This is a genomic window from Escherichia sp. HH26CH, from assembly GCF_009820205.1.
Classification (GTDB): Bacteria; Pseudomonadota; Gammaproteobacteria; order Enterobacterales; family Enterobacteriaceae; genus Escherichia; species Escherichia coli_F.
In genome coordinates, this window is the sequence record NZ_VNXM01000066.1 from 89,529 (window position 1) to 108,750 (window position 19,222).

Annotated in this window: 14 protein-coding genes; 9 read left to right on the forward strand and 5 right to left on the reverse strand. The window is 50.8% G+C overall.

The genetic code is table 11. From position 1 onward, the window contains the following. Positions 1-11: 11 nt before the first annotated feature. The 5 genes from pheP to cusC all read right to left on the reverse strand — a co-directional run bounded on the left by pheP (position 12) and on the right by cusC (position 7,622). Entirely contained in the window at positions 12-1,388 is a 1,377-nt protein-coding gene (gene pheP, locus FQ015_RS21530) for a phenylalanine transporter (RefSeq protein WP_032183580.1), read from the reverse strand. A 101-nt stretch (positions 1,389-1,489) separates the two neighbouring features. Beyond that, the gene (gene cusA, locus FQ015_RS21535; RefSeq protein ID WP_160524488.1) at positions 1,490-4,633 is read right to left on the reverse strand and encodes a Cu(+)/Ag(+) efflux RND transporter permease subunit CusA; all 3,144 of its coding nucleotides are present in this window, start codon (positions 4,631-4,633) and stop codon (positions 1,490-1,492) included. Positions 4,634-4,644: 11 nt separating this feature from the next. Then, positions 4,645-5,868 (reverse strand): Cu(+)/Ag(+) efflux RND transporter periplasmic adaptor subunit CusB, encoded by a 1,224-nt coding sequence (gene cusB, locus FQ015_RS21540; RefSeq protein ID WP_039021587.1) that lies wholly within the window; start codon positions 5,866-5,868, stop codon positions 4,645-4,647. Between the two features lie 15 nt (positions 5,869-5,883). Beyond that, complete coding sequence (cusF, locus tag FQ015_RS21545) at positions 5,884-6,216, reverse strand: Cu(+)/Ag(+) efflux RND transporter periplasmic metallochaperone CusF (protein ID WP_000709873.1); 333 nt, start codon at positions 6,214-6,216, stop codon at positions 5,884-5,886. 23 nt (positions 6,217-6,239) lie between these two features. Then, positions 6,240-7,622 (reverse strand): Cu(+)/Ag(+) efflux RND transporter outer membrane channel CusC, encoded by a 1,383-nt coding sequence (gene cusC / locus FQ015_RS21550; protein ID WP_039021586.1) that lies wholly within the window; start codon positions 7,620-7,622, stop codon positions 6,240-6,242. A 156-nt stretch (positions 7,623-7,778) separates the two neighbouring features. Between cusC and cusR the strand changes: the two genes are divergently transcribed. From cusR to envY, 9 genes are all read left to right on the forward strand, one after another. Continuing rightward, positions 7,779-8,462 (forward strand): copper response regulator transcription factor CusR, encoded by a 684-nt coding sequence (gene cusR / locus FQ015_RS21555; RefSeq protein WP_000770953.1) that lies wholly within the window; start codon positions 7,779-7,781, stop codon positions 8,460-8,462. Further along, positions 8,452-9,900: a Cu(+)/Ag(+) sensor histidine kinase CusS gene (gene cusS / locus FQ015_RS21560; protein ID WP_039021585.1), complete on the forward strand. Its 1,449-nt coding sequence runs from the start codon at positions 8,452-8,454 to the stop codon at positions 9,898-9,900. Before cusR ends, cusS begins: the two co-directional genes overlap by 11 nt. A gap of 263 nt (positions 9,901-10,163) precedes the next feature. Continuing rightward, positions 10,164-10,595 carry an SMI1/KNR4 family protein gene (locus FQ015_RS21565; protein WP_237710163.1) on the forward strand — a complete coding sequence of 144 codons (432 nt, stop codon included), beginning with the start codon at positions 10,164-10,166 and terminating at the stop codon, positions 10,593-10,595. A 308-nt stretch (positions 10,596-10,903) separates the two neighbouring features. After that, positions 10,904-11,272, forward strand: coding sequence for a hypothetical protein (locus FQ015_RS21575; RefSeq protein ID WP_236474927.1), 369 nt, complete (start codon positions 10,904-10,906; stop codon positions 11,270-11,272). 33 nt (positions 11,273-11,305) lie between these two features. After that, entirely contained in the window at positions 11,306-11,746 is a 441-nt protein-coding gene (locus tag FQ015_RS21580; RefSeq protein ID WP_039021593.1) for a hypothetical protein, read from the forward strand. 441 nt (positions 11,747-12,187) lie between these two features. Beyond that, positions 12,188-14,425: a cyclic di-3',5'-guanylate-activated glycosyltransferase NfrB gene (gene nfrB / locus FQ015_RS21585; protein WP_000383913.1), complete on the forward strand. Its 2,238-nt coding sequence runs from the start codon at positions 12,188-12,190 to the stop codon at positions 14,423-14,425. Then, positions 14,412-17,384 (forward strand): bacteriophage adsorption protein NfrA, encoded by a 2,973-nt coding sequence (nfrA, locus tag FQ015_RS21590; RefSeq protein WP_160524489.1) that lies wholly within the window; start codon positions 14,412-14,414, stop codon positions 17,382-17,384. The genes nfrB and nfrA overlap by 14 nt, the downstream gene beginning before the upstream one ends. Further along, the gene (locus FQ015_RS21595; RefSeq protein ID WP_039021583.1) at positions 17,385-18,275 is read left to right on the forward strand and encodes a DUF4434 family protein; all 891 of its coding nucleotides are present in this window, start codon (positions 17,385-17,387) and stop codon (positions 18,273-18,275) included. A 182-nt stretch (positions 18,276-18,457) separates the two neighbouring features. Then, a complete protein-coding gene (gene envY, locus FQ015_RS21600) occupies positions 18,458-19,219 on the forward strand; it encodes a DNA-binding transcriptional regulator EnvY (RefSeq protein ID WP_001177464.1) in 762 nt (253 codons plus the stop codon). Positions 19,220-19,222: the final 3 nt, after the last annotated feature.

Here is a 19,222-nt window from a genome sequence, read left to right on the forward strand (position 1 = left end):
GCGTGAACGCCTTATTTCCGACGCAGCGTTTTAAACACCACAAACAGGAACACAATCCACACTGGCAGCAAAATCGCTGACAAGCGCATATCATCCATCGTGCACATCAGCAGCAAAATCATGCCGAGGAAGGCAATGCAGAGATAATTGCCGAATGGATAAAGCAGCGCTTTAAACTGTGTTTCACGCCCCTGACGTCGCATCGCCGCGCGAAAACGCAGATGCGCCAGACAGATCATAATCCAGTTCAACAGCAACGTTGCCACCACCAGCGCCATCAACAGACCAAACGCTTTTTGCGGCAGCAGATAGTTGATCAACACCACCAGCGAAGTGATAGCCCCAGAAAGCATCAGCGAGTTGATCGGCACACCGCGATGGCTAACGCGGGTAAGAAACTTCGGCGCATTACCCTGCACAGAAAGGCCAAACAGCATGCGGCTGTTGGAGTAAACCCCACTGTTATAGACCGACAACGATGCCACCAGAATGACGAAATTCAGCGCAGAAGCCACCACATTGCTGTCGAGATTATGGAAAATCATCACAAACGGGCTACTGTTAGATTTCACTTCCACCCACGGGTAGAGTGCCAGTAATACCACCAGCGAACCGATATAAAACAGCAGGATGCGATAAACCACCTGATTTACCGCTTTTGGAATACTTTTTTCCGGATCGCGCGCTTCAGCGGCAGTAATCCCAATCAGCTCCAGCCCGCCGAAGGAAAACATGATCACCGCCAGGGACAAAATCAGCCCATTCCAGCCCGTGGCAAAGAAACCACCGTAGCGCCAGAGGTTGTCGATACTGGCTTTCTCACCGCCGTGACCAGAAAACAGCAGCCACAGGCCAAAGCCGATCATACCGATGATCGCCAACACTTTAATCAGCGCAAACCAGAACTCAGTTTCACCATATAAGCGCACATTCACCAGGTTAACAGCGTTGATGATAATAAAGAAGGCGGCAGCCCAAATCCACGTTGGAACATCCGGGAACCAGTACTGCATATAGATGCCCGCAGCGGTCAGCTCAGCCATCCCCACCAGTACGAACATCACCCAGTAGTTCCAGCCTGAGAGGAAGCCCGCAAACGGTCCCCAGTATTTATAGGCAAAGTGGGCAAACGAACCGGATACCGGCTCCTCAACCACCATCTCGCCAAGCTGGCGCATAATCAGGAAAGCAATGATCCCGGCGACGCCGTAGCCCAACAATACAGCCGGACCTGCCATCTGAATCGCCGGGCCAATGCCAAGAAACAGACCAGTACCAATAGCGCCACCCAGCGCAATCAGTTGAATATGACGGTTATGTAATCCGCGATGAAGCGTCGGCTCTTTATTCGACGCAGTATCTTCCGATACGGTTGACGCGTTTTTCACGCCTTTCCCCTGTGTGTCTTTTTTGTTGAGGGGCACCTTTTAACATTTAGTGCCCATCGTCGCAAGACACAATCCACGCGGTTAAACCGGGTATCCTGCTTTTATTTCCGTACCCGATGTCGGTGCAGCCACATCAGCTTATACGCCGCCGGGATAATAAACAGCGACAGCAAAGGTGCGGTGATCATGCCGCCAATCATCGGCGCGGCAATCCGGCTCATCACCTCTGAACCTGCCCCCGTTCCCCACAAAATCGGCAGCAGACCCGCGATAATCACCGCCACCGTCATCGCTTTCGGGCGCACACGCAGCACTGCGCCGTGATACAACGCCTCATCCAGCTTCTGCTCGCTGAATGTTTGCGGATTATCCAGGGATGGATCTGCCTCTATGGCGTGACGTAAATACATCAACATCACCACGCCAAATTCGGCGGCGACCCCGGCGAGGGCGATAAAGCCAGTGCCCGTCGCCACGGAAAGATGAAAGCCCATCCACCACAGCAACCAGATGCCGCCCACCAGCGCAAACGGTACGCTGCTGATAATCAGCAACGCTTCGCCCACCCGACGGAACGCCAGATACAACAGCACGAAGATGATCATCAACGTCATCGGCACCATGAGTTTCAGCTTGTGGTTGGCACGCTCCAGCAACTCGAACTGCCCGGAGAATGCCACGCTGGTGCCCGGTTTTAACTGCACTTTCTCGGCAATCGCTTTTTGCAAATCGTGAACCACCGACACCATGTCACGATCGCGGGCATCGATATAAATCCAGCTTGTCGGGCGCGCATTCTCGGTTTTCAGCATCGACGGTCCGGTAGAGACTTTAACGTCGGCCACATCCGCCAGGGTGATTTGCTGCTTCATCGGCGTCAGGATCGGTAGCTGGCGCAGCGCCTGTGGGCTATCGCGCCAGCTTTGCGGATAACGCAGATTAATTGGATAACGGGCAATCCCTTCCACCGTTTCACCAACCATCGCCCCACCCACCGCAGATGTCACAAACAACTGCACATCCGCCACCGTCATACCGTAACGGGCGGCTTTTTCACGGTTGATCTCAACGTTGATATAGCGCCCACCTTCCAGACGTTCAGCAAGGGCTGAAGCCACGCCTGGCACCGTTCGCGCCACTTCTTCAATTTGCTCCGCCATCGCGTCGATATCCGCCAGCACAGTGCCGGAAACTTTAATGCCGATAGGGCTTTTAATGCCGGTCGAGAGCATATCGATACGGTTACGGATTGGCGGCACCCACAGATTCGCCAGCCCCGGCAGACGCACGGTGTTGTCCAGTTCCTCAATGATTTTGTCCATCGTCATGCCTGGCCGCCACTGATCCTGTGGCTTAAGCTGGATGGTCGTTTCTACCATCTCCAGCGGTGCGGAGTCGGTGGCGGTTTCCGCTTTCCCGGTTTTGCCAAACACCCGCGCCACTTCCGGCACGCTCATAATCAGCTTGTCGGTTTTTTGCAGCATACTCGCCGCCTCCGCTGCGGAAATCCCCGGCAGCGTCGATGGCATATACAACAAGTCGCCTTCATTGATCTGCGGTAAAAATTCCCCGCCAACTTTATTGAGCGGCCAGAGAACCGTAAGCACCGAAAGCGCTGCCACCAGCAGCGTGGTTTTCGGCCAGTGTAGTACTTTCAGCAACAGCGGATGATAAACACGAATCAAAAAGCGATTGAGCGGGTTACTGCTTTCTGGCGGAATTTTGCCACGGATCCAGTAGCCCATCAGGATGGGGATCACTACGATCGCCAGCAGCGCCGCGCCCGCCATCGCATACGTTTTGGTGAACGCCAGCGGGCCAAACAGACGCCCTTCCTGCCCTTCCAGGGTGAAGATCGGGATAAACGACAGCGTGATAATCAGCAGACTGATAAACAGCGCTGGCCCCACTTCAACAGATGCATCGGTGATCACCTGCCAGCGCGTTTTATTATCCAGCGTGGCGTCAGGATGCTGGTGCTGCCACTCTTCCAGCCGTTTATGCGCATTCTCGATCATGACGATAGCGGCATCGACCATCGCCCCGACGGCAATCGCAATACCGCCCAGCGACATAATATTGGCATTCAGTCCCTGGAAGTGCATGACAATAAAAGCAATACACAACCCCAGCGGCAACGAAATAATCGCCACCAGCGCCGAGCACACATGCCAGAGAAACAGCGCGCAGACTACCGCCACCACAATAAACTCTTCCAGCAGCTTGCCGCTGAGGTTGTCGATGGCACGGTCAATAAGCTGGCTGCGATCGTATGTTGTAACTATCTCCACGCCTTCCGGCAGACTGCTTTTCAGCGTTTCCAGTTTGTCCTTCACGGCGGCGATCACTTCACGGGCGTTTTTGCCGGAACGCAGGATCACCACCCCGCCCGCCACTTCGCCTTCACCATTGAGTTCGGCAATGCCCCGGCGCATCTCCGGGCCAACCTGGACCTTCGCAACATCACGCAGATAAACGGGCACACCATTTTCGCTGGCTTTTAAAACGATGTGATTAAAGTCGTCGAGCGTTTGCAGATAGCCGCTGGCGCGCACCATATATTCCGCTTCCGCCAGTTCGATCGACGAACCGCCCGCTTCCTGGTTTGAAGCATCCAGCGCATTTTTCACTTCGGCGAGACTGATGCCATACTGCGCCAGGCGCTGAGGATCGATAACCACCTGATACTCTTTCACCACACCGCCCACCGACGCCACTTCCGCAACGTCAGGGATGGTTTTCAGCTCATATTTGAGAAACCAGTCCTGCAATGAACGTAAATCGGCCAGATCGTGCTTACCGCTGCGATCCACCAGCGCGTATTCATAGATCCAGCCAACACCCGTGGCATCTGGCCCCAACTCGGCGCTGACTCCCGCAGGCAGCTTACCCTGTACCTGGTTGAGGTACTCCAGCACCCGCGAGCGCGCCCAGTACGGATCGGTGCCATCTTCGAAAATGACATATACATAAGAGTCGCCAAACTGCGAGAAACCGCGCACAGTCTTCGCGCCAGGTACTGACAACATGGTGGTGGTTAGTGGATAAGTCACCTGATTTTCAACGATTTGCGGTGCCTGACCGGGATAGCTGGTTTTAATAATCACCTGCACATCGGAGAGATCCGGCAGCGCATCCACTGGCGTGTTAATGATAGTCCAGGTGCCCCAGATACTCAGAAACAACGCGCCCATCAGCACCAGAAAACGGTTCGCCACCGAGCGACGAATAATCCATTCAATCATTGGTTATTCCCTCAATGCGCATGGGTAGCACTTTCAGAGCGCATCCGCTCCAGTGCGCCAGAAATATTGGCTTCAGAATCAATCAGGAACAGGCCGCTGGAAACCACCTTTTCACCTTCCGCCAGACCAGAACGTAGCGCGGTGACGCCTTGCGACGCCTGGAAAACAGCAACGCGTTTCGGTACAAAGCGCCCGTCGGCATCAACGGTAATCACCCGCTGTTCGTTACCAGTATCAATCAGTGCCTGTGACGGAATGAGCAGCATCGGTTCGCTGGCGGTGTTGAGTTGCAACCAGGCGTTCATTCCCGGTTTTAGCGCTTCGTCAGCGTTGTCGACTTCCAGACGCAGTTGCAGCGTGCGGGTCGCAGCATCCACGCCGGGTAACAGCGTCCATTTGCGGATGGTGAGAGTTTTATCCGGTCGCGCCGGAACGGTGAGCGTAAACTGCGAGGCATCTTTCACCAGCCAGGCGATGGACTCCGGGATCGCAGCAGTGACCCACACCGGGTCCATACCCTGAATTTTCGCGACCACGTTATCTTTGGCGATATTCATTCCCGCACGCAGATCAAACGCAGTGATCACGCCATCAATAGGGGCTTTGAGCGTAAAGCGAGTCTGGATTTTTTGCGTGGTAATCAGGCGGCGAATATCGGCCTCCGGCATTCCCGCCAGTCTCAGCCGCTCAAGAATGCCTTCAGTCTGGGTCGCCGTCCCGCCGGTTTCGCGCAGCAGTAAATACTCACTCTGCGCTTCCACCCAGTCGGGAATGGTCAGGTCGAGAAGCGGTGTGCCCTTTTGCACTTTATCGCCCACGGTGAGCGGATACACCTTGTCGATAAACCCGGCGGCGCGGGCCTGCACAATGGCAAACTGATACTCGTTGTAACTCACATTCGCTGGGAAACTCTGGGCAAAAGTCAGCGGCCCGCGCGTGACGGTCGCCATTTTCACCCCCAGATTTTGCGTCTGGGTCGGGTCAATGCGCACACCAGACGCAGAACTCTCTTCATCGGCATATTTCGGCACCAGATCCATATCCATAAACGGCGATTTACCTGGTTTATCGAACCGCGTATTGGGATACATTGGGTCGTACCAGAATAAGACTTTACGTTCTGCGGTCGACGTTTTTTCTGCGGGCGGTTCAGCCTTTGCAAACCAGGTAAAACCTGCCGCAGAAATAATACCGCCCGCGATCATGCTGCCGATAATAAGCGCGATTTTTTTCATCTCATTAAACCTGGGTTACTGGCTGACTTTAATATCCTGTAATAAAGAAAGGTTGCCCTGCTGGACAAAATTAAACGCTACTTTGTCGCCAGTTTTAATTTCACTCATTTTCGTCTGCGGGGTGATGGTAAAGCGCATGGTCATCTCCGGCCAGTTCACGGCAGCAATCGGATCGTGATGGATGGTGATTTTTTTGCTTTCCAGATCAACACCTTTTACCACACCGGTGGCGCTAATAACCTGTGGTTGTGCTTCGCTCATGGTTTCATGGTGATGTTCGTTAGCCTGGGCATTAAAGCCAATAACAGTAAACAGACTGAACATTGCAACTTGCAGTGCTTTTTTCATTTATTCTCTCCTGGAGTTAAAATTTATTGCTGCCAACCGCCACCCAGGGCGGTATATAAGGAAACTTCGTTAACCTGACGGGCATAATTCAGGTCGAGTAAAGTTTGTCGGGTTGCAAATAAGGAACGCTCGGCATCCAGCACTTCCAGATAACTTACCGCGCCGTGCTGATATAATGCCCGCGCCCGTTGCAACGTAATTTGCAGCGACGCCAGATAACGCTGCTGGGCGCTGATTTGATCGTTCAGGCTTTTACGTAATGCAAGCGCATCTGCCACTTCTTTAAAGGCGTTCTGAATTTTCTGTTCATAATTCACCACCGACTGCTGCTGGCGAATTTCGGCGATATCCAGATTGGCCTGGTTGCGTCCGGCATTAAAAATGGGGATCTCAATTTTAGGAATAAAATTCCACATCCCGCTGCTGGCGTTAAATAATGACGACAGATCGCTACTGGCGGTTGATATTCCGCTGGTCAGGCTTATAGACGGGAAAAATGCCGCACGCGCAGCACCAATATTGGCATTAGCCGCCATTAATGCGTGTTCAGCTTCCATAATATCCGGGCGCTGCAATAAGATTTGCGACGACAAGCCCGCCGATAATTTAACGCTTTGCAGGCTGTCGCTGTTTACTGTCTGCGCTTGCGGCAGCTTGCCGTAGTTTCCCAATAACAGTTGCAATGCATTATTCGCCTGCGCCAGTTCCCCCTGACGTTTAGCGATATCACTGCGGGTACTTTCTATCACCCCGCGAGCCTGTTCCAGCGCCAGAACATTGCTGCTACCGGTCAACAGTTGTTTTTCAACAAACGCATATGACTGCTGATAATTACGCAGCGTTTCTTCGGCTATTTGTAATTGCGCATAAGCCAGTTGCTGATTGAAATAGCTTTGCGCGACATTAGAAACCAGCAGAATATGCACCGCGCGCTGAGCTTCCTCAGTGGCTAAATAATTTTGTCGCTCGGCTTCGCTCATGTTCTTTAAGCGACCGAAAAAATCGAGATCAAAGCTGGCGTTAAGGCCAGTCGAGAACTCCCGCGTCGTGGCTGAATCGCCTTTAAGATTGCCGCTCCAGCTGCCGCTGCCCTCGCCATTGAGCTGTGGGTAGCGGTCGGCATCGGTCAGACGATATTGCGCCCGTGCTTCCTGCACTTTCAGCGTCGCCATGCGCAAATCCCGATTATTCACCAGCGCCTCGCTAATCAGCGTCTTCACCTGATTATCAACAAAAAAGGTGCGCCAGCCCGCGTTCTGGTAGTTATCTACCGCGTTAACCAGGCCGTTCTGGCTGAGTGAGAACTGCTGCGGCACAGGCATTGCCGGACGCTGATATTCCGGTGCCAAAGAACAACCGGTTAACGCAAGGGCCACACAAAATGGCAGAAGTTTACAAGGAAACATAGGCACATAATTTCTGGTGATTTTATGCCGCCAACTTTACTCGCCAGGCTCTGATTTTCCGGTGACAGGAAAATGACAATACTGTCATTTTGCCAATAAGCGATTGCCATCTGATCCCGCTACTCTAGAATTGCCCGGGCAACATGCGGAGGAAATATGAAACTGTTGATTGTCGAAGATGAAAAGAAAACCGGCGAATACTTAACCAAAGGGTTAACCGAGGCCGGTTTTGTGGTTGATTTGGCCGATAACGGGCTGAATGGATACCATCTGGCGATGACAGGTGATTATGACCTGATAATCCTAGATATTATGCTGCCGGACGTGAACGGCTGGGATATCGTGCGTATGTTGCGTTCCGCCAATAAAGGGATGCCGATTCTGTTGCTTACCGCGCTTGGCACCATTGAACATCGCGTCAAGGGGCTGGAGTTGGGGGCAGATGACTACCTGGTGAAGCCGTTCGCTTTTGCTGAACTGCTGGCACGGGTGCGCACTCTACTGCGGCGCGGGGCGGCGGTAATTATCGAAAGTCAGTTTCAGGTTGCCGACCTGATGGTCGATCTCGTTAGCCGCAAAGTCACCCGCAGCGGCACGCGCATCACTTTGACCAGTAAAGAATTTACTCTGCTGGAGTTTTTCCTCCGCCATCAGGGTGAAGTGCTGCCCCGCTCGCTTATCGCCTCGCAGGTGTGGGACATGAATTTCGACAGCGACACTAACGCTATTGATGTGGCGGTGAAGCGGCTACGCGGCAAAATCGACAATGATTTCGAGCCAAAGTTAATTCAGACCGTACGCGGCGTAGGTTACATGCTTGAGGTGCCGGATGGCCAGTAAGCCGTTTCAGCGCCCGTTTTCGCTGGCAACCCGCCTGACCTTTTTTATCAGCCTTGCCACCATTGCAGCGTTTTTCGTCTTTGCCTGGATCATGATCCACTCGGTAAAAGTGCATTTTGCCGAGCAGGATATTAATGATTTAAAAGAGATTAGCGCCACATTCAAGCGCGTTCTTAATCATCCCGAAGAGACACAAGCCCGACGCTTAATGACGCTGGAAGATATCGTCAGTGGTTATTCCAACGTGTTGATTTCTCTGGCAGATAGCCACGGTAAAACGGTGTATCACTCCCCCGGTGCGCCGGATATCCGCGAGTTTGCACGTGATGCCATACCCGATAAAGACGCTCGGAGCGGCGAGGTGTATCTCCTTTCCGGCCCGACAATGATGATGCCAGGCCACGGTCACGGGCATATGGAACACAGCAACTGGCGGATGATTAACTTGCCGGTTGGCCCGTTGGTGGACGGCAAACCGATTTATACGCTCTACATCGCGCTGTCTATCGATTTTCATCTTCATTACATTAATGATTTGATGAATAAACTTATTATGACAGCATCGATCATCAGCATCCTGATCGTCTTTATCGTGCTGTTGGCGGTACATAAAGGCCACGCGCCAATTCGCAGCGTCAGCCGTCAAATCCAGAACATTACCTCGAAAGATCTCGACGTTCGCCTCGATCCACAGACCGTGCCCATTGAACTGGAACAACTGGTGCTGTCGTTCAACCATATGATCGAGCGTATCGAGGATGTCTTTACCCGCCAGTCCAATTTCTCAGCGGATATCGCCCACGAAATTCGCACGCCGATTACGAATCTCATAACGCAAACGGAAATCGCCCTCAGCCAGTCGCGCAGCCAGAAGGAGCTGGAAGATGTGCTCTACTCTAATCTCGAAGAGCTGACGCGAATGGCGAAAATGGTCAGCGATATGCTGTTTCTCGCTCAGGCCGATAACAACCAGTTAATCCCCGAAAAGAAAATGCTCAACCTGGCGGATGAAGTTGGCAAAGTGTTCGATTTTTTCGAGGCGTTAGCGGAAGATCGCGGCGTAGCACTACGGTTTGTTGGCGACAAATGTCAGGTTGCGGGCGATCCGCTGATGCTGCGCCGGGCGCTAAGCAACCTGCTTTCTAACGCCCTGCGTTATACGCCGCCCGGAGAGGCAATTGTAGTGCGCTGCCAGACGGTCGATCACCAGGTGCAAGTTACCGTCGAAAACCCCGGTACGCCCATTGCGCCCGAGCACTTACCGCGTTTGTTTGACCGTTTCTACCGCGTTGATCCTTCCCGCCAGCGAAAAGGTGAAGGTAGCGGCATTGGGCTGGCGATAGTGAAATCGATTGTTGTCGCGCATAAAGGCACGGTTGCGGTAACGTCAGATGCGCGGGGGACAAGGTTTGTTATCGGGCTACCGGAGAGGGAGTGATTGGTCAGATAATGCAGTGGATGTTAATTGAATTGAGAATTAGCTATTTCGTCACGAGAAAAAGCGTAAAATCCGTTTCGTGCAGATGGTGAGTTTTATCAGGGTATGGCGCTAGCGCAACTGCCTTCGGATAATATATATAGTGTGAATGTATACCCCAGATAACTTCACCATCCAAATATATTCTTGAGATTAAAATATCGTATATTAATCGTATGGGTGAAAATCCTGTTAATATTTTAACGAATCATGAGTACTATAAAGTGGAAAAAATCATAGAACAGATAAAACCATTCTGGACAAAATATGATTCTTTGTCAGAAAAAGATATGATGTTGTTAGAGTCCAATTTCACGCATCGTTTTCCAGAAGATATGAAAGAGTTTTTTCTGTGGTCTAACGGTGGAGCAGGTAAATTTCACAATATTTACATTTCCTTGTGGCCATTAGACGAAATCAAGGAATTAAATGATGGTTATTTAATCAATCATTATCTAGGTGAACAGTTCATGGCTTTTGGTTCTGATGGTGGGCCGATATGTTTTTTACTGGATTATCGTAATCCAGAACACACCAGAATATCTTCCGTAAATTTTGGTGACCTGGATATAGCTGAAGTAAAACAAATAGCAATTTCATTCGATGTTTTTTTAGAGTTGGCAGGAAATGGAGAAATTATAAGTAATAATTTATAATCAAGTAATTTCCCCTCACGCTGGCGATTGTCGTGGAATGCAGCGAAATTAATTTTATGAATAATAAAGTATTAGGGCAGGATTAAGACATAAGATACGGATAAAATTCTCATATACAAAGGATTACGAATGGCAACTGCAAGGATAAATGTTTTTTGCACGAATGAAGAGCTGTCTGATTGGCTCGCTATTATAGCCTCAAAGTATCAATTACATTCGATTTGGTTTGCGCTACAAGATGAATACTCTCAACAACTAAATATTTTAACAGAAAAAAAATCCCTGTTGTAGCATATCGAATTTATCTTATGCCCAGCATTAAATCTAATAATAGAAAAATAAAGTTTAGTAGCATTGATCGTTGTTGTGGTTGGATTGAAATAAAACCGGGGCATTTAGTTGAGCATACCGGGGTAAAGATGTTACAACTTACTGAAATTAACACTACTGATTCTGAGGATAAATTAATATGTTTATGCAAAGCCATTAACTGGCTTAAACGACAGATTAAAACCAATGAATTCTCCGGTGTAACGGGAAGGAATATAATTTATGGTGGGAAAACTATTTACCCTCATATTTTCTATACGCATCAAGCCAAATCTCTTTTTTATGATAAAGTTATATGGAAACAAGACTTCCTATTCAATTCTGTCTATGAACCATTTTCACCTTAATTCTTTCAGCAAACTATATTAACCACGATGAATATGACTAAAAAAGAAGCATTAGCATTCCTTGCTCTAAATCAATCTATGCCTAATGATTATGACATCACTCAGGAACTTATCGATAAATATGACGACGTAAGACTTTATTTTTGTGCAAATCCTGCTGAAGAGGCCATACCGTTATTTTTACAATCCTTTGGGGAAGGTGATGGCTTAGGAGTATATCAGTTGGTCGAAGATTTTTTGTACAAGTGTGATAAAAACATTGTAGCTTCAAATATAGCCAACATACTGGAAAATCCTCTGACAATAAAAAGTGTCCGATATTGGTGTACATTATTAGCAATGGCTTTTCCCGATAACACCTTAATTAAAGGATTAAATATTTCTCTACAATCTGATGATGAAGATACCCGAGACATGGCTATGTTAAGTTTAAAGATGATTACAGAGGAATATAAAACATTTGAATTCCAATAATTCCCCCTTGCATAAAAGATCACCATCATGACAAAAACACAAGCAAAGTTGCTTATTTATAAAGCATTTGTTATTTTAACGTTCATTATTTCCCGGTTGAATATTAAACTTAATTAATCTAAAGAGAAATGAAGTTAGCCTTCCTGTACCCACAGCAACGCCGTCTTTTTGTTCAGCACGGGGAAAATGTTCTCCCCTGCTCACCTCCTCCAGGCACTTCCACAACATGATGACCTGATCGGTTGCCGCCTATCCTCCTCACTATGACCTTCACCTCCGCGCTTTTGCCTACATCCTGCACAATCGGCAACTTTTATAACCAGTGTAAAAATAACGTGCCGCAATAATCCTACCTATTAATGATAAAAAGCTGTCACAATTCATAAAAAACTTTAATATACGCCACCCTAAACATAACCAGCGTTAATGTAAGGTTTTTGTGTGGACTGGCTTCTTGATGTTTTTGCAACCTGGCTATATGGCTTAAAAGTAATCGCGATAACGTTAGCGGTCATCATGTTCATCAGCGGGCTGGACGATTTTTTTATTGATGTCGTCTACTGGGTACGCCGCATTAAACGCAAGTTGAGTGTTTATCGCCGCTACCCGCGAATGAGTTACCGCGAACTGTATAAACCAGATGAAAAACCGTTAGCGATTATGGTTCCGGCGTGGAATGAAACGGGCGTCATCGGCAATATGGCCGAGCTGGCGGCGACCACGCTCGACTATGAAAACTATCATATCTTTGTTGGCACCTACCCCAACGACCCCGATACTCAGCGTGATGTTGACGAAGTGTGCGCTCGCTTCCCAAACGTGCATAAGGTAGTCTGCGCGCGTCCTGGCCCCACCAGCAAAGCCGACTGCCTGAACAACGTGCTGGACGCCATCACCCAGTTTGAGCGTAGCGCCAATTTCGCTTTTGCTGGTTTTATTCTGCATGACGCCGAAGACGTAATTTCACCGATGGAATTGCGTCTGTTCAACTATCTGGTCGAGCGTAAAGATCTGATTCAGATCCCGGTATACCCATTCGAACGCGAATGGACGCACTTCACCAGCATGACTTACATTGATGAGTTTTCAGAACTGCATGGCAAAGATGTTCCGGTGCGTGAAGCCCTCGCCGGACAGGTGCCCAGCGCAGGCGTCGGTACTTGTTTCAGCCGCCGCGCCGTGACCGCACTGTTAGCTGACGGTGACGGTATTGCTTTCGACGTGCAGAGTCTTACTGAAGATTACGACATTGGTTTCCGCCTGAAAGAAAAAGGTATGACGGAAATTTTTGTCCGTTTTCCGGTGGTGGACGAAGCCAAAGAACGCGAGCAGCGTAAATTTTTACAGCACGCGCGGACGTCAAACATGATCTGCGTGCGCGAATATTTCCCCGATACCTTTTCGACGGCGGTTCGACAAAAATCTCGCTGGATCATCGGCATTGTTTTCCAGGGCTTTAAAACCCATAAATGGACCTCCAGCCTGACACTCAACTACTTTCTCTGGCGTGACCGCAAAGGGGCAATCAGTAACTTTGTCAGCTTCCTCGCGATGCTGGTGATGATCCAGCTTTTGCTGTTGCTGGCGTATGAAAGTTTCTGGCCCGATGCCTGGCATTTCCTTTCTATTTTTAGCGGCAGCGCATGGTTAATGACCCTGCTGTGGCTAAACTTTGGCCTGATGGTTAACCGTATCGTACAGCGGGTGATTTTCGTCACTGGCTACTACGGCCTGACGCAGGGGCTGCTATCTGTCCTGCGTCTTTTCTGGGGCAACCTGATTAACTTCATGGCCAACTGGCGCGCGTTAAAACAGGTACTTCAACACGGCGATCCACGTCGCGTCGCGTGGGATAAAACAACGCATGACTTCCCCAGCGTCACTGGCGATACCCGCTCGTTGCGCCCGTTAGGTCAAATTCTGCTGGAAAATCAGGTCATCACTGAAGAACAACTCGATACAGCACTGCGTAATCGCGTCGAAGGTCTACGCCTGGGCGGTTCAATGCTGATGCAGGGGCTGATTAGCGCCGAGCAACTGGCACAGGCGCTGGCAGAGCAAAACGGCGTGGCGTGGGAATCTATCGATGCCTGGCAGATCCCTTCTTCGCTGATTGCCGCGATGCCGGCCTCCGTGGCGCTGCATTATGCGGTGCTACCGCTGCGTCTGGAAAATGATGAGTTAATTGTCGGCAGTGAAGATGGTATTGACCCGGTTTCGCTGGCAGCCCTGACGCGTAAAGTTGGACGCAAAGTGCGTTACGTCATTGTTCTGCGAGGACAAATTGTCACCGGATTACGTCACTGGTATGCACGTCGACGCGGTCACGATCCACGGGCAATGTTGTACAATGCGGTTCAGCATCAGTGGCTCACGGAACAACAGGCCGGTGAAATCTGGCGGCAGTATGTGCCGCATCAGTTCCTGTTCGCCGAAATACTGACCACGCTCGGTCATATTAATCGTTCAGCAATTAACGTGTTGTTATTGCGCCATGAACGCAGTTCTCTGCCGCTCGGCAAGTTTTTGGTCACCGAAGGCGTTATCAGCCAGGAAACGTTGGATCGCGTCCTGACAATTCAACGCGAATTACAAGTTTCGATGCAATCACTATTACTCAAAGCAGGTTTAAACACAGAACAGGTTGCGCAACTGGAGTCCGAAAATGAAGGAGAATAACCTTAATCGCGTCATCGGATGGTCTGGTTTACTGCTGACGTCTTTATTGAGTACCAGCGCACTCGCAGACAATATCGGCACCAGCGCAGAAGAGCTGGGGCTGAGCGATTATCGCCATTTTGTTATTTATCCCCGTCTCGATAAGGCGCTGAAGGCACAGAAAAATAACGACGAAGCAACCGCCATCCGCGAATTTGAATATATACACCAGCAGGTGCCGGATAATATTCCGCTGACTTTATACCTTGCGGAAGCCTATCGCCATTTTGGTCATGATGACCGGGCGCGGCTGTTGCTTGAGGATCAACTGAAACGTCACCCAGGAGATGCCCGACTTGAGCGCAGTCTGGCGGCTATTCCAGTTGAAGTGAAAAACGTTACGACTGTTGAAGAACTGCTTGCCCAGCAAAAAGCGTGCGACGCTGCGCCGACCCTGCGTTGTCGCAGTGAAGTCGGGCAGAATGCCCTGCGGCTGGCACAATTACCTGTCGCCAGAGCGCAACTGAACGATGCGACGTTTGCTGCATCGACGGAAGGAAAAACGCTGCGAACCGATCTGCTGCAACGCGCAATCTACCTGAAACAATGGTCCCAAGCAGATACGCTATACAATGAAGCACGCCAGCAGAACACATTAAGCGCGGCAGAACGCCGTCAGTGGTTTGACGTGCTTCTTGCCGGGCAGCTGGATGATCGGATCCTGGCGCTGCAATCACAGGGGATCTTCACCGATCCGCAGTCATATATTACTTACGCGACCGCGCTGGCTTATCGTGGCGAGAAAGCACGCCTCCAGCATTATCTCATTGAAAATAAGCCGCTGTTTACCACGGACGCACAAGAGAAAAGTTGGCTCTATCTGTTATCTAAATACAGCGCCAACCCCGTTCAGGCGTTGGCGAATTATACGGTACAGTTTGCCGATAACCGCCAGTATGTTGTTGGCGCGACGCTACCGGTGCTGTTAAAAGAAGGTCAGTACGACGCAGCGCAAAAACTGCTCGCCACCCTCCCCGCCAATGAAATGCTTGAGGAGCGTTATACCGTTAGCGTAGCGACCCATAACAAGGCTGAAGCTCTGCGTCTGGCACGATTGCTGTATCAGCAAGAACCGACAAATCTTACCCGCCTGGATCAACTGACCTGGCAACTGATGCAGAACGAGCAGTCACGCGAAGCTGCCGATTTGTTGCTGCAACGCTATCCCTTCCAGGGCGATGCGCGCGTCAGCCAGACTTTAATGACGCGACTGGCGTCTCTGCTGGAAAGTCATCCTTACCTGGCAACTCCGGCGAAGGTGGCGATTTTATCGAAACCCTTACCGCTGGCGGAGCAACGTCAGTGGCAAAGTCAGTTGCCGGGTATTGCAGATAATTGCCCGGCAATAGTTCGCTTGCTGGGCGATATGTCGCCTTCCTACGATGCCGCCGCCTGGAACCGTCTGGCAAAGTGTTATCGGGACACGCTACCCGGTGTGGCGTTGTATGCATGGCTTCAGGCCGAACAACGGCAACCGAACGCCTGGCAACATCGTGCGGTAGCCTATCAGGCGTATCAGGTTGAGGATTACGCCACCGCACTGGCGGCCTGGCAGAAAATCAGTCTTCACGACATGAGCAATGAGGATCTGCTTGCTGCTGCCAATACCGCCCAGGCGGCAGGAAATGGTGCGGCTCGCGATCGCTGGCTTCAGCAGGCAGAACAACGTGGGCTGGGAAACAATGCCCTCTACTGGTGGCTGCATGCGCAACGTTACATTCCTGGTCAGCCGGAACTCGCACTGAACGATCTCACGCGCTCAATCAATATTGCGCCTTCTGCCAACGCTTACGTTGCGCGGGCGACAATTTATCGCCAACGTCATAATGTCCCGGCGGCGGTGAGTGATTTGCGCGCCGCTCTGGAACTGGAACCGAATAATAGCAACACCCAGGCAGCGCTCGGTTACGCCTTGTGGGATAGCGGTGATATCGCACAGTCGCGGGAAATGCTCGAACAGGCGCATAAAGGGCTACCGGACGATCCGGCACTTATCCGACAACTGGCCTACGTGAACCAGCGTCTGGATGACATGCCTGCGACGCAGCACTATGCCCGGCTGGTGATTGATGACATTGATAATCAGGCGCTGATAACCCCACTGACCCCAGAGCAAAATCAGCAACGCTTCAATTTCCGCCGTCTGCATGAGGAGGTCGGTCGCCGCTGGACGTTCAGTTTCGATTCTTCTATCGGCTTGCGTTCCGGCGCAATGAGTACCGCTAACAATAATGTCGGCGGCGCAGCGCCAGGGAAAAGCTATCGTAGCTACGGGCAACTGGAAGCCGAGTACCGCATCGGACGCAATATGCTGCTGGAAGGCGACCTGCTCTCGGTTTACAGCCGTGTATTTGCCGATACCGGAGAAAACGGGGTGATGATGCCGGTGAAAAATCCGATGTCCGGCACCGGTCTGCGCTGGAAGCCGCTGCGCGATCAGATCTTTTTCCTCGCCGTCGAACAGCAGTTGCCGCTGAACGGGCAAAATGGCGCATCCGATACCATGCTGCGCGCCAGCGCCTCATTCTTTAATGGCGGCAAATACAGCGACGAATGGCACCCGAACGGTTCAGGCTGGTTTGCCCAAAACCTGTACCTCGATGCGGCGCAATATGTCCGCCAGGATATTCAGGCGTGGACGGCAGATTATCGCGTAAGCTGGCATCAGAAGGTGGCGAACGGACAGACTATTGAGCCTTACGCTCACGTTCAGGACAACGGCTATCGGGATAAAGGCACTCAGGGCGCGCAGCTTGGCGGTGTCGGGGTCCGCTGGAATATCTGGACCGGCGAGACGCACTACGACGCCTGGCCGCACAAAGTCAGTCTCGGCGTCGAGTATCAACATACCTTTAAGGCGATTAATCAACGTAACGGAGAGCGCAACAACGCGTTTCTCACCATTGGAGTGCACTGGTAAATGCGTAAGTTCATTTTCGTATTGCTGACACTGCTTTTGGTCAGCCCTTTTTCCTTTGCGATGAAAGGTATTATCTGGCAACCACAAAACCGTGATAGTCAGGTTACCGATACCCAGTGGCAGGGGCTGATGAGTCAGTTACGTTTGCAAGGCTTCGATACCCTGGTTTTGCAATGGACCCGTTACGGCGATGCATTCACCCAGCCAGAACAGCGCGCGTTATTGTTTAAGCGTGCCGCAGTTGCGCAACAGGCTGGCCTGAAGCTGATTGTCGGGCTGAACGCCGATCCGGAATTTTTTATGCACCAGAAACAGTCGTCCGCGGCGCTGGAAAGCTATCTTAATCGCCTGCTGGCTGCCGATCTCCAGCAAGCCAGATTATGGAGCGCCGCGCCTGGCGTAACGCCGGATGGCTGGTACATCAGCGCGGAAATTGACGACCTGAACTGGCGCAGCGAAGCCGCCCGTCAGCCCTTGCTAACGTGGTTAAACAATGCGCAGCGGCTGATTAGCGATGTTTCGGCAAAACCGGTTTATATCAGTAGTTTTTTCGCCGGAAATATGTCGCCCGATGGCTATCGCCAACTGCTGGAACACGTTAAAGCAACCGGCGTTAATGTCTGGGTTCAGGATGGCAGCGGCGTGGATAAACTTACCGCTGAACAGCGTGAACGTTATCTACAGGCCAGCGCCGATTGCCAAAGTTCCGCCCCTGCCAGCGGCATTGTTTATGAACTGTTTGTCGCCGGTAAAGGCAAAACCTTTACCGCGAAACCGAAGCCAGACGCAGAAATTGCCTCACTGTTAGCGAAACGTTCCTCTTGCGGTAAAGACACGCTCTATTTCTCTCTGCGCTATTTGCCCGTTGCGCACGGCATTCTCGAGTATTAAATCTCCTCCAGGTAAGTCGGGTACGACCTGGCTTACCTCTTTCGCTCTCGTCAGAATTCCATCAAGATTAATTGCTAAAAAGCGTGCTAAAGAAAGAAGATCGTTATCGGCGAACGGGCCGATCACTCATGCAGGAAGCATAGATCCTTTGAGCGGAGTTTCTGATATCTGAGGAGTGCGAAATGCAATTGAGCAGCAGTGAACCTTGCGTGGTGATCCTGACAGAAAAAGAGGTAGAGGTAAGCGTCAATAACCATGCTACGTTTACCCTTCCGAAAAACTACCTGGCCGCCTTCGCGTGCAACAATAACGTCATTGAACTCTCAACGTTAAATCACGTATTAATCACCCACATCAACCGTAACATCATCAACGATTATCTGTTGTTTTTAAATAAGAACTTAACCTGTGTAAAGCCCTGGTCGCGGCTGGCTACCCCGGTTATCGCTTGTCATAGCCGTACACCGGAAGTGTTCCGGCTAGCCGCCAACCACAGCAAGCAGCAACCCAGCAAACCCTGCGAAGCGGAGTTGACGCGCGCATTGCTTTTTACCGTATTGTCTAACTTTCTTGAGCAATCGCGGTTTATTGCCCTACTGATGTATATCTTACGCAGCAGCGTCCGCGACAGCGTCTGCCGCATTATTCAAAGCGATATTCAGCATTACTGGAATCTGCGAATTGTCGCCAGTTCGCTCTGTTTAAGCCCCAGCCTGCTCAAAAAGAAATTAAAAAACGAAAATACCAGCTATAGCCAGATTGTCACAGAGTGTCGTATGCGTTACGCCGTACAGATGTTATTGATGGATAACAAAAATATCACTCAGGTGGCACAATTGTGTGGGTATAGCAGCACGTCGTACTTTATCTCTGTTTTTAAGGCGTTTTACGGCCTGACACCGTTGAATTATCTCGCCAAACAGCGACAAAAAGTGATGTGGTGAAGG

Excerpts from the sequence above, each read along its gene's own strand:
- FQ015_RS21595 (WP_039021583.1), top strand. The coding sequence starts at position 17,385 with ATGCGTAAGTTCATTTTCGTATTGCTGACACTGCTTTTGGTCAGCCCT.
- cusS (WP_039021585.1), top strand. The coding sequence starts at position 8,452 with ATGGCCAGTAAGCCGTTTCAGCGCCCGTTTTCGCTGGCAACCCGCCTG.
- cusA (WP_160524488.1), bottom strand. The coding sequence starts at position 4,633 with ATGATTGAATGGATTATTCGTCGCTCGGTGGCGAACCGTTTTCTGGTG.
- cusF (WP_000709873.1), bottom strand. The coding sequence starts at position 6,216 with ATGAAAAAAGCACTGCAAGTTGCAATGTTCAGTCTGTTTACTGTTATT.
- nfrA (WP_160524489.1), top strand. The coding sequence starts at position 14,412 with ATGAAGGAGAATAACCTTAATCGCGTCATCGGATGGTCTGGTTTACTG.
- FQ015_RS21575 (WP_236474927.1), top strand. The coding sequence starts at position 10,904 with ATGCCCAGCATTAAATCTAATAATAGAAAAATAAAGTTTAGTAGCATT.
- cusR (WP_000770953.1), top strand. The coding sequence starts at position 7,779 with ATGAAACTGTTGATTGTCGAAGATGAAAAGAAAACCGGCGAATACTTA.
- cusB (WP_039021587.1), bottom strand. The coding sequence starts at position 5,868 with ATGAAAAAAATCGCGCTTATTATCGGCAGCATGATCGCGGGCGGTATT.
- FQ015_RS21580 (WP_039021593.1), top strand. The coding sequence starts at position 11,306 with ATGACTAAAAAAGAAGCATTAGCATTCCTTGCTCTAAATCAATCTATG.
- envY (WP_001177464.1), top strand. The coding sequence starts at position 18,458 with ATGCAATTGAGCAGCAGTGAACCTTGCGTGGTGATCCTGACAGAAAAA.
- cusC (WP_039021586.1), bottom strand. The coding sequence starts at position 7,622 with ATGTTTCCTTGTAAACTTCTGCCATTTTGTGTGGCCCTTGCGTTAACC.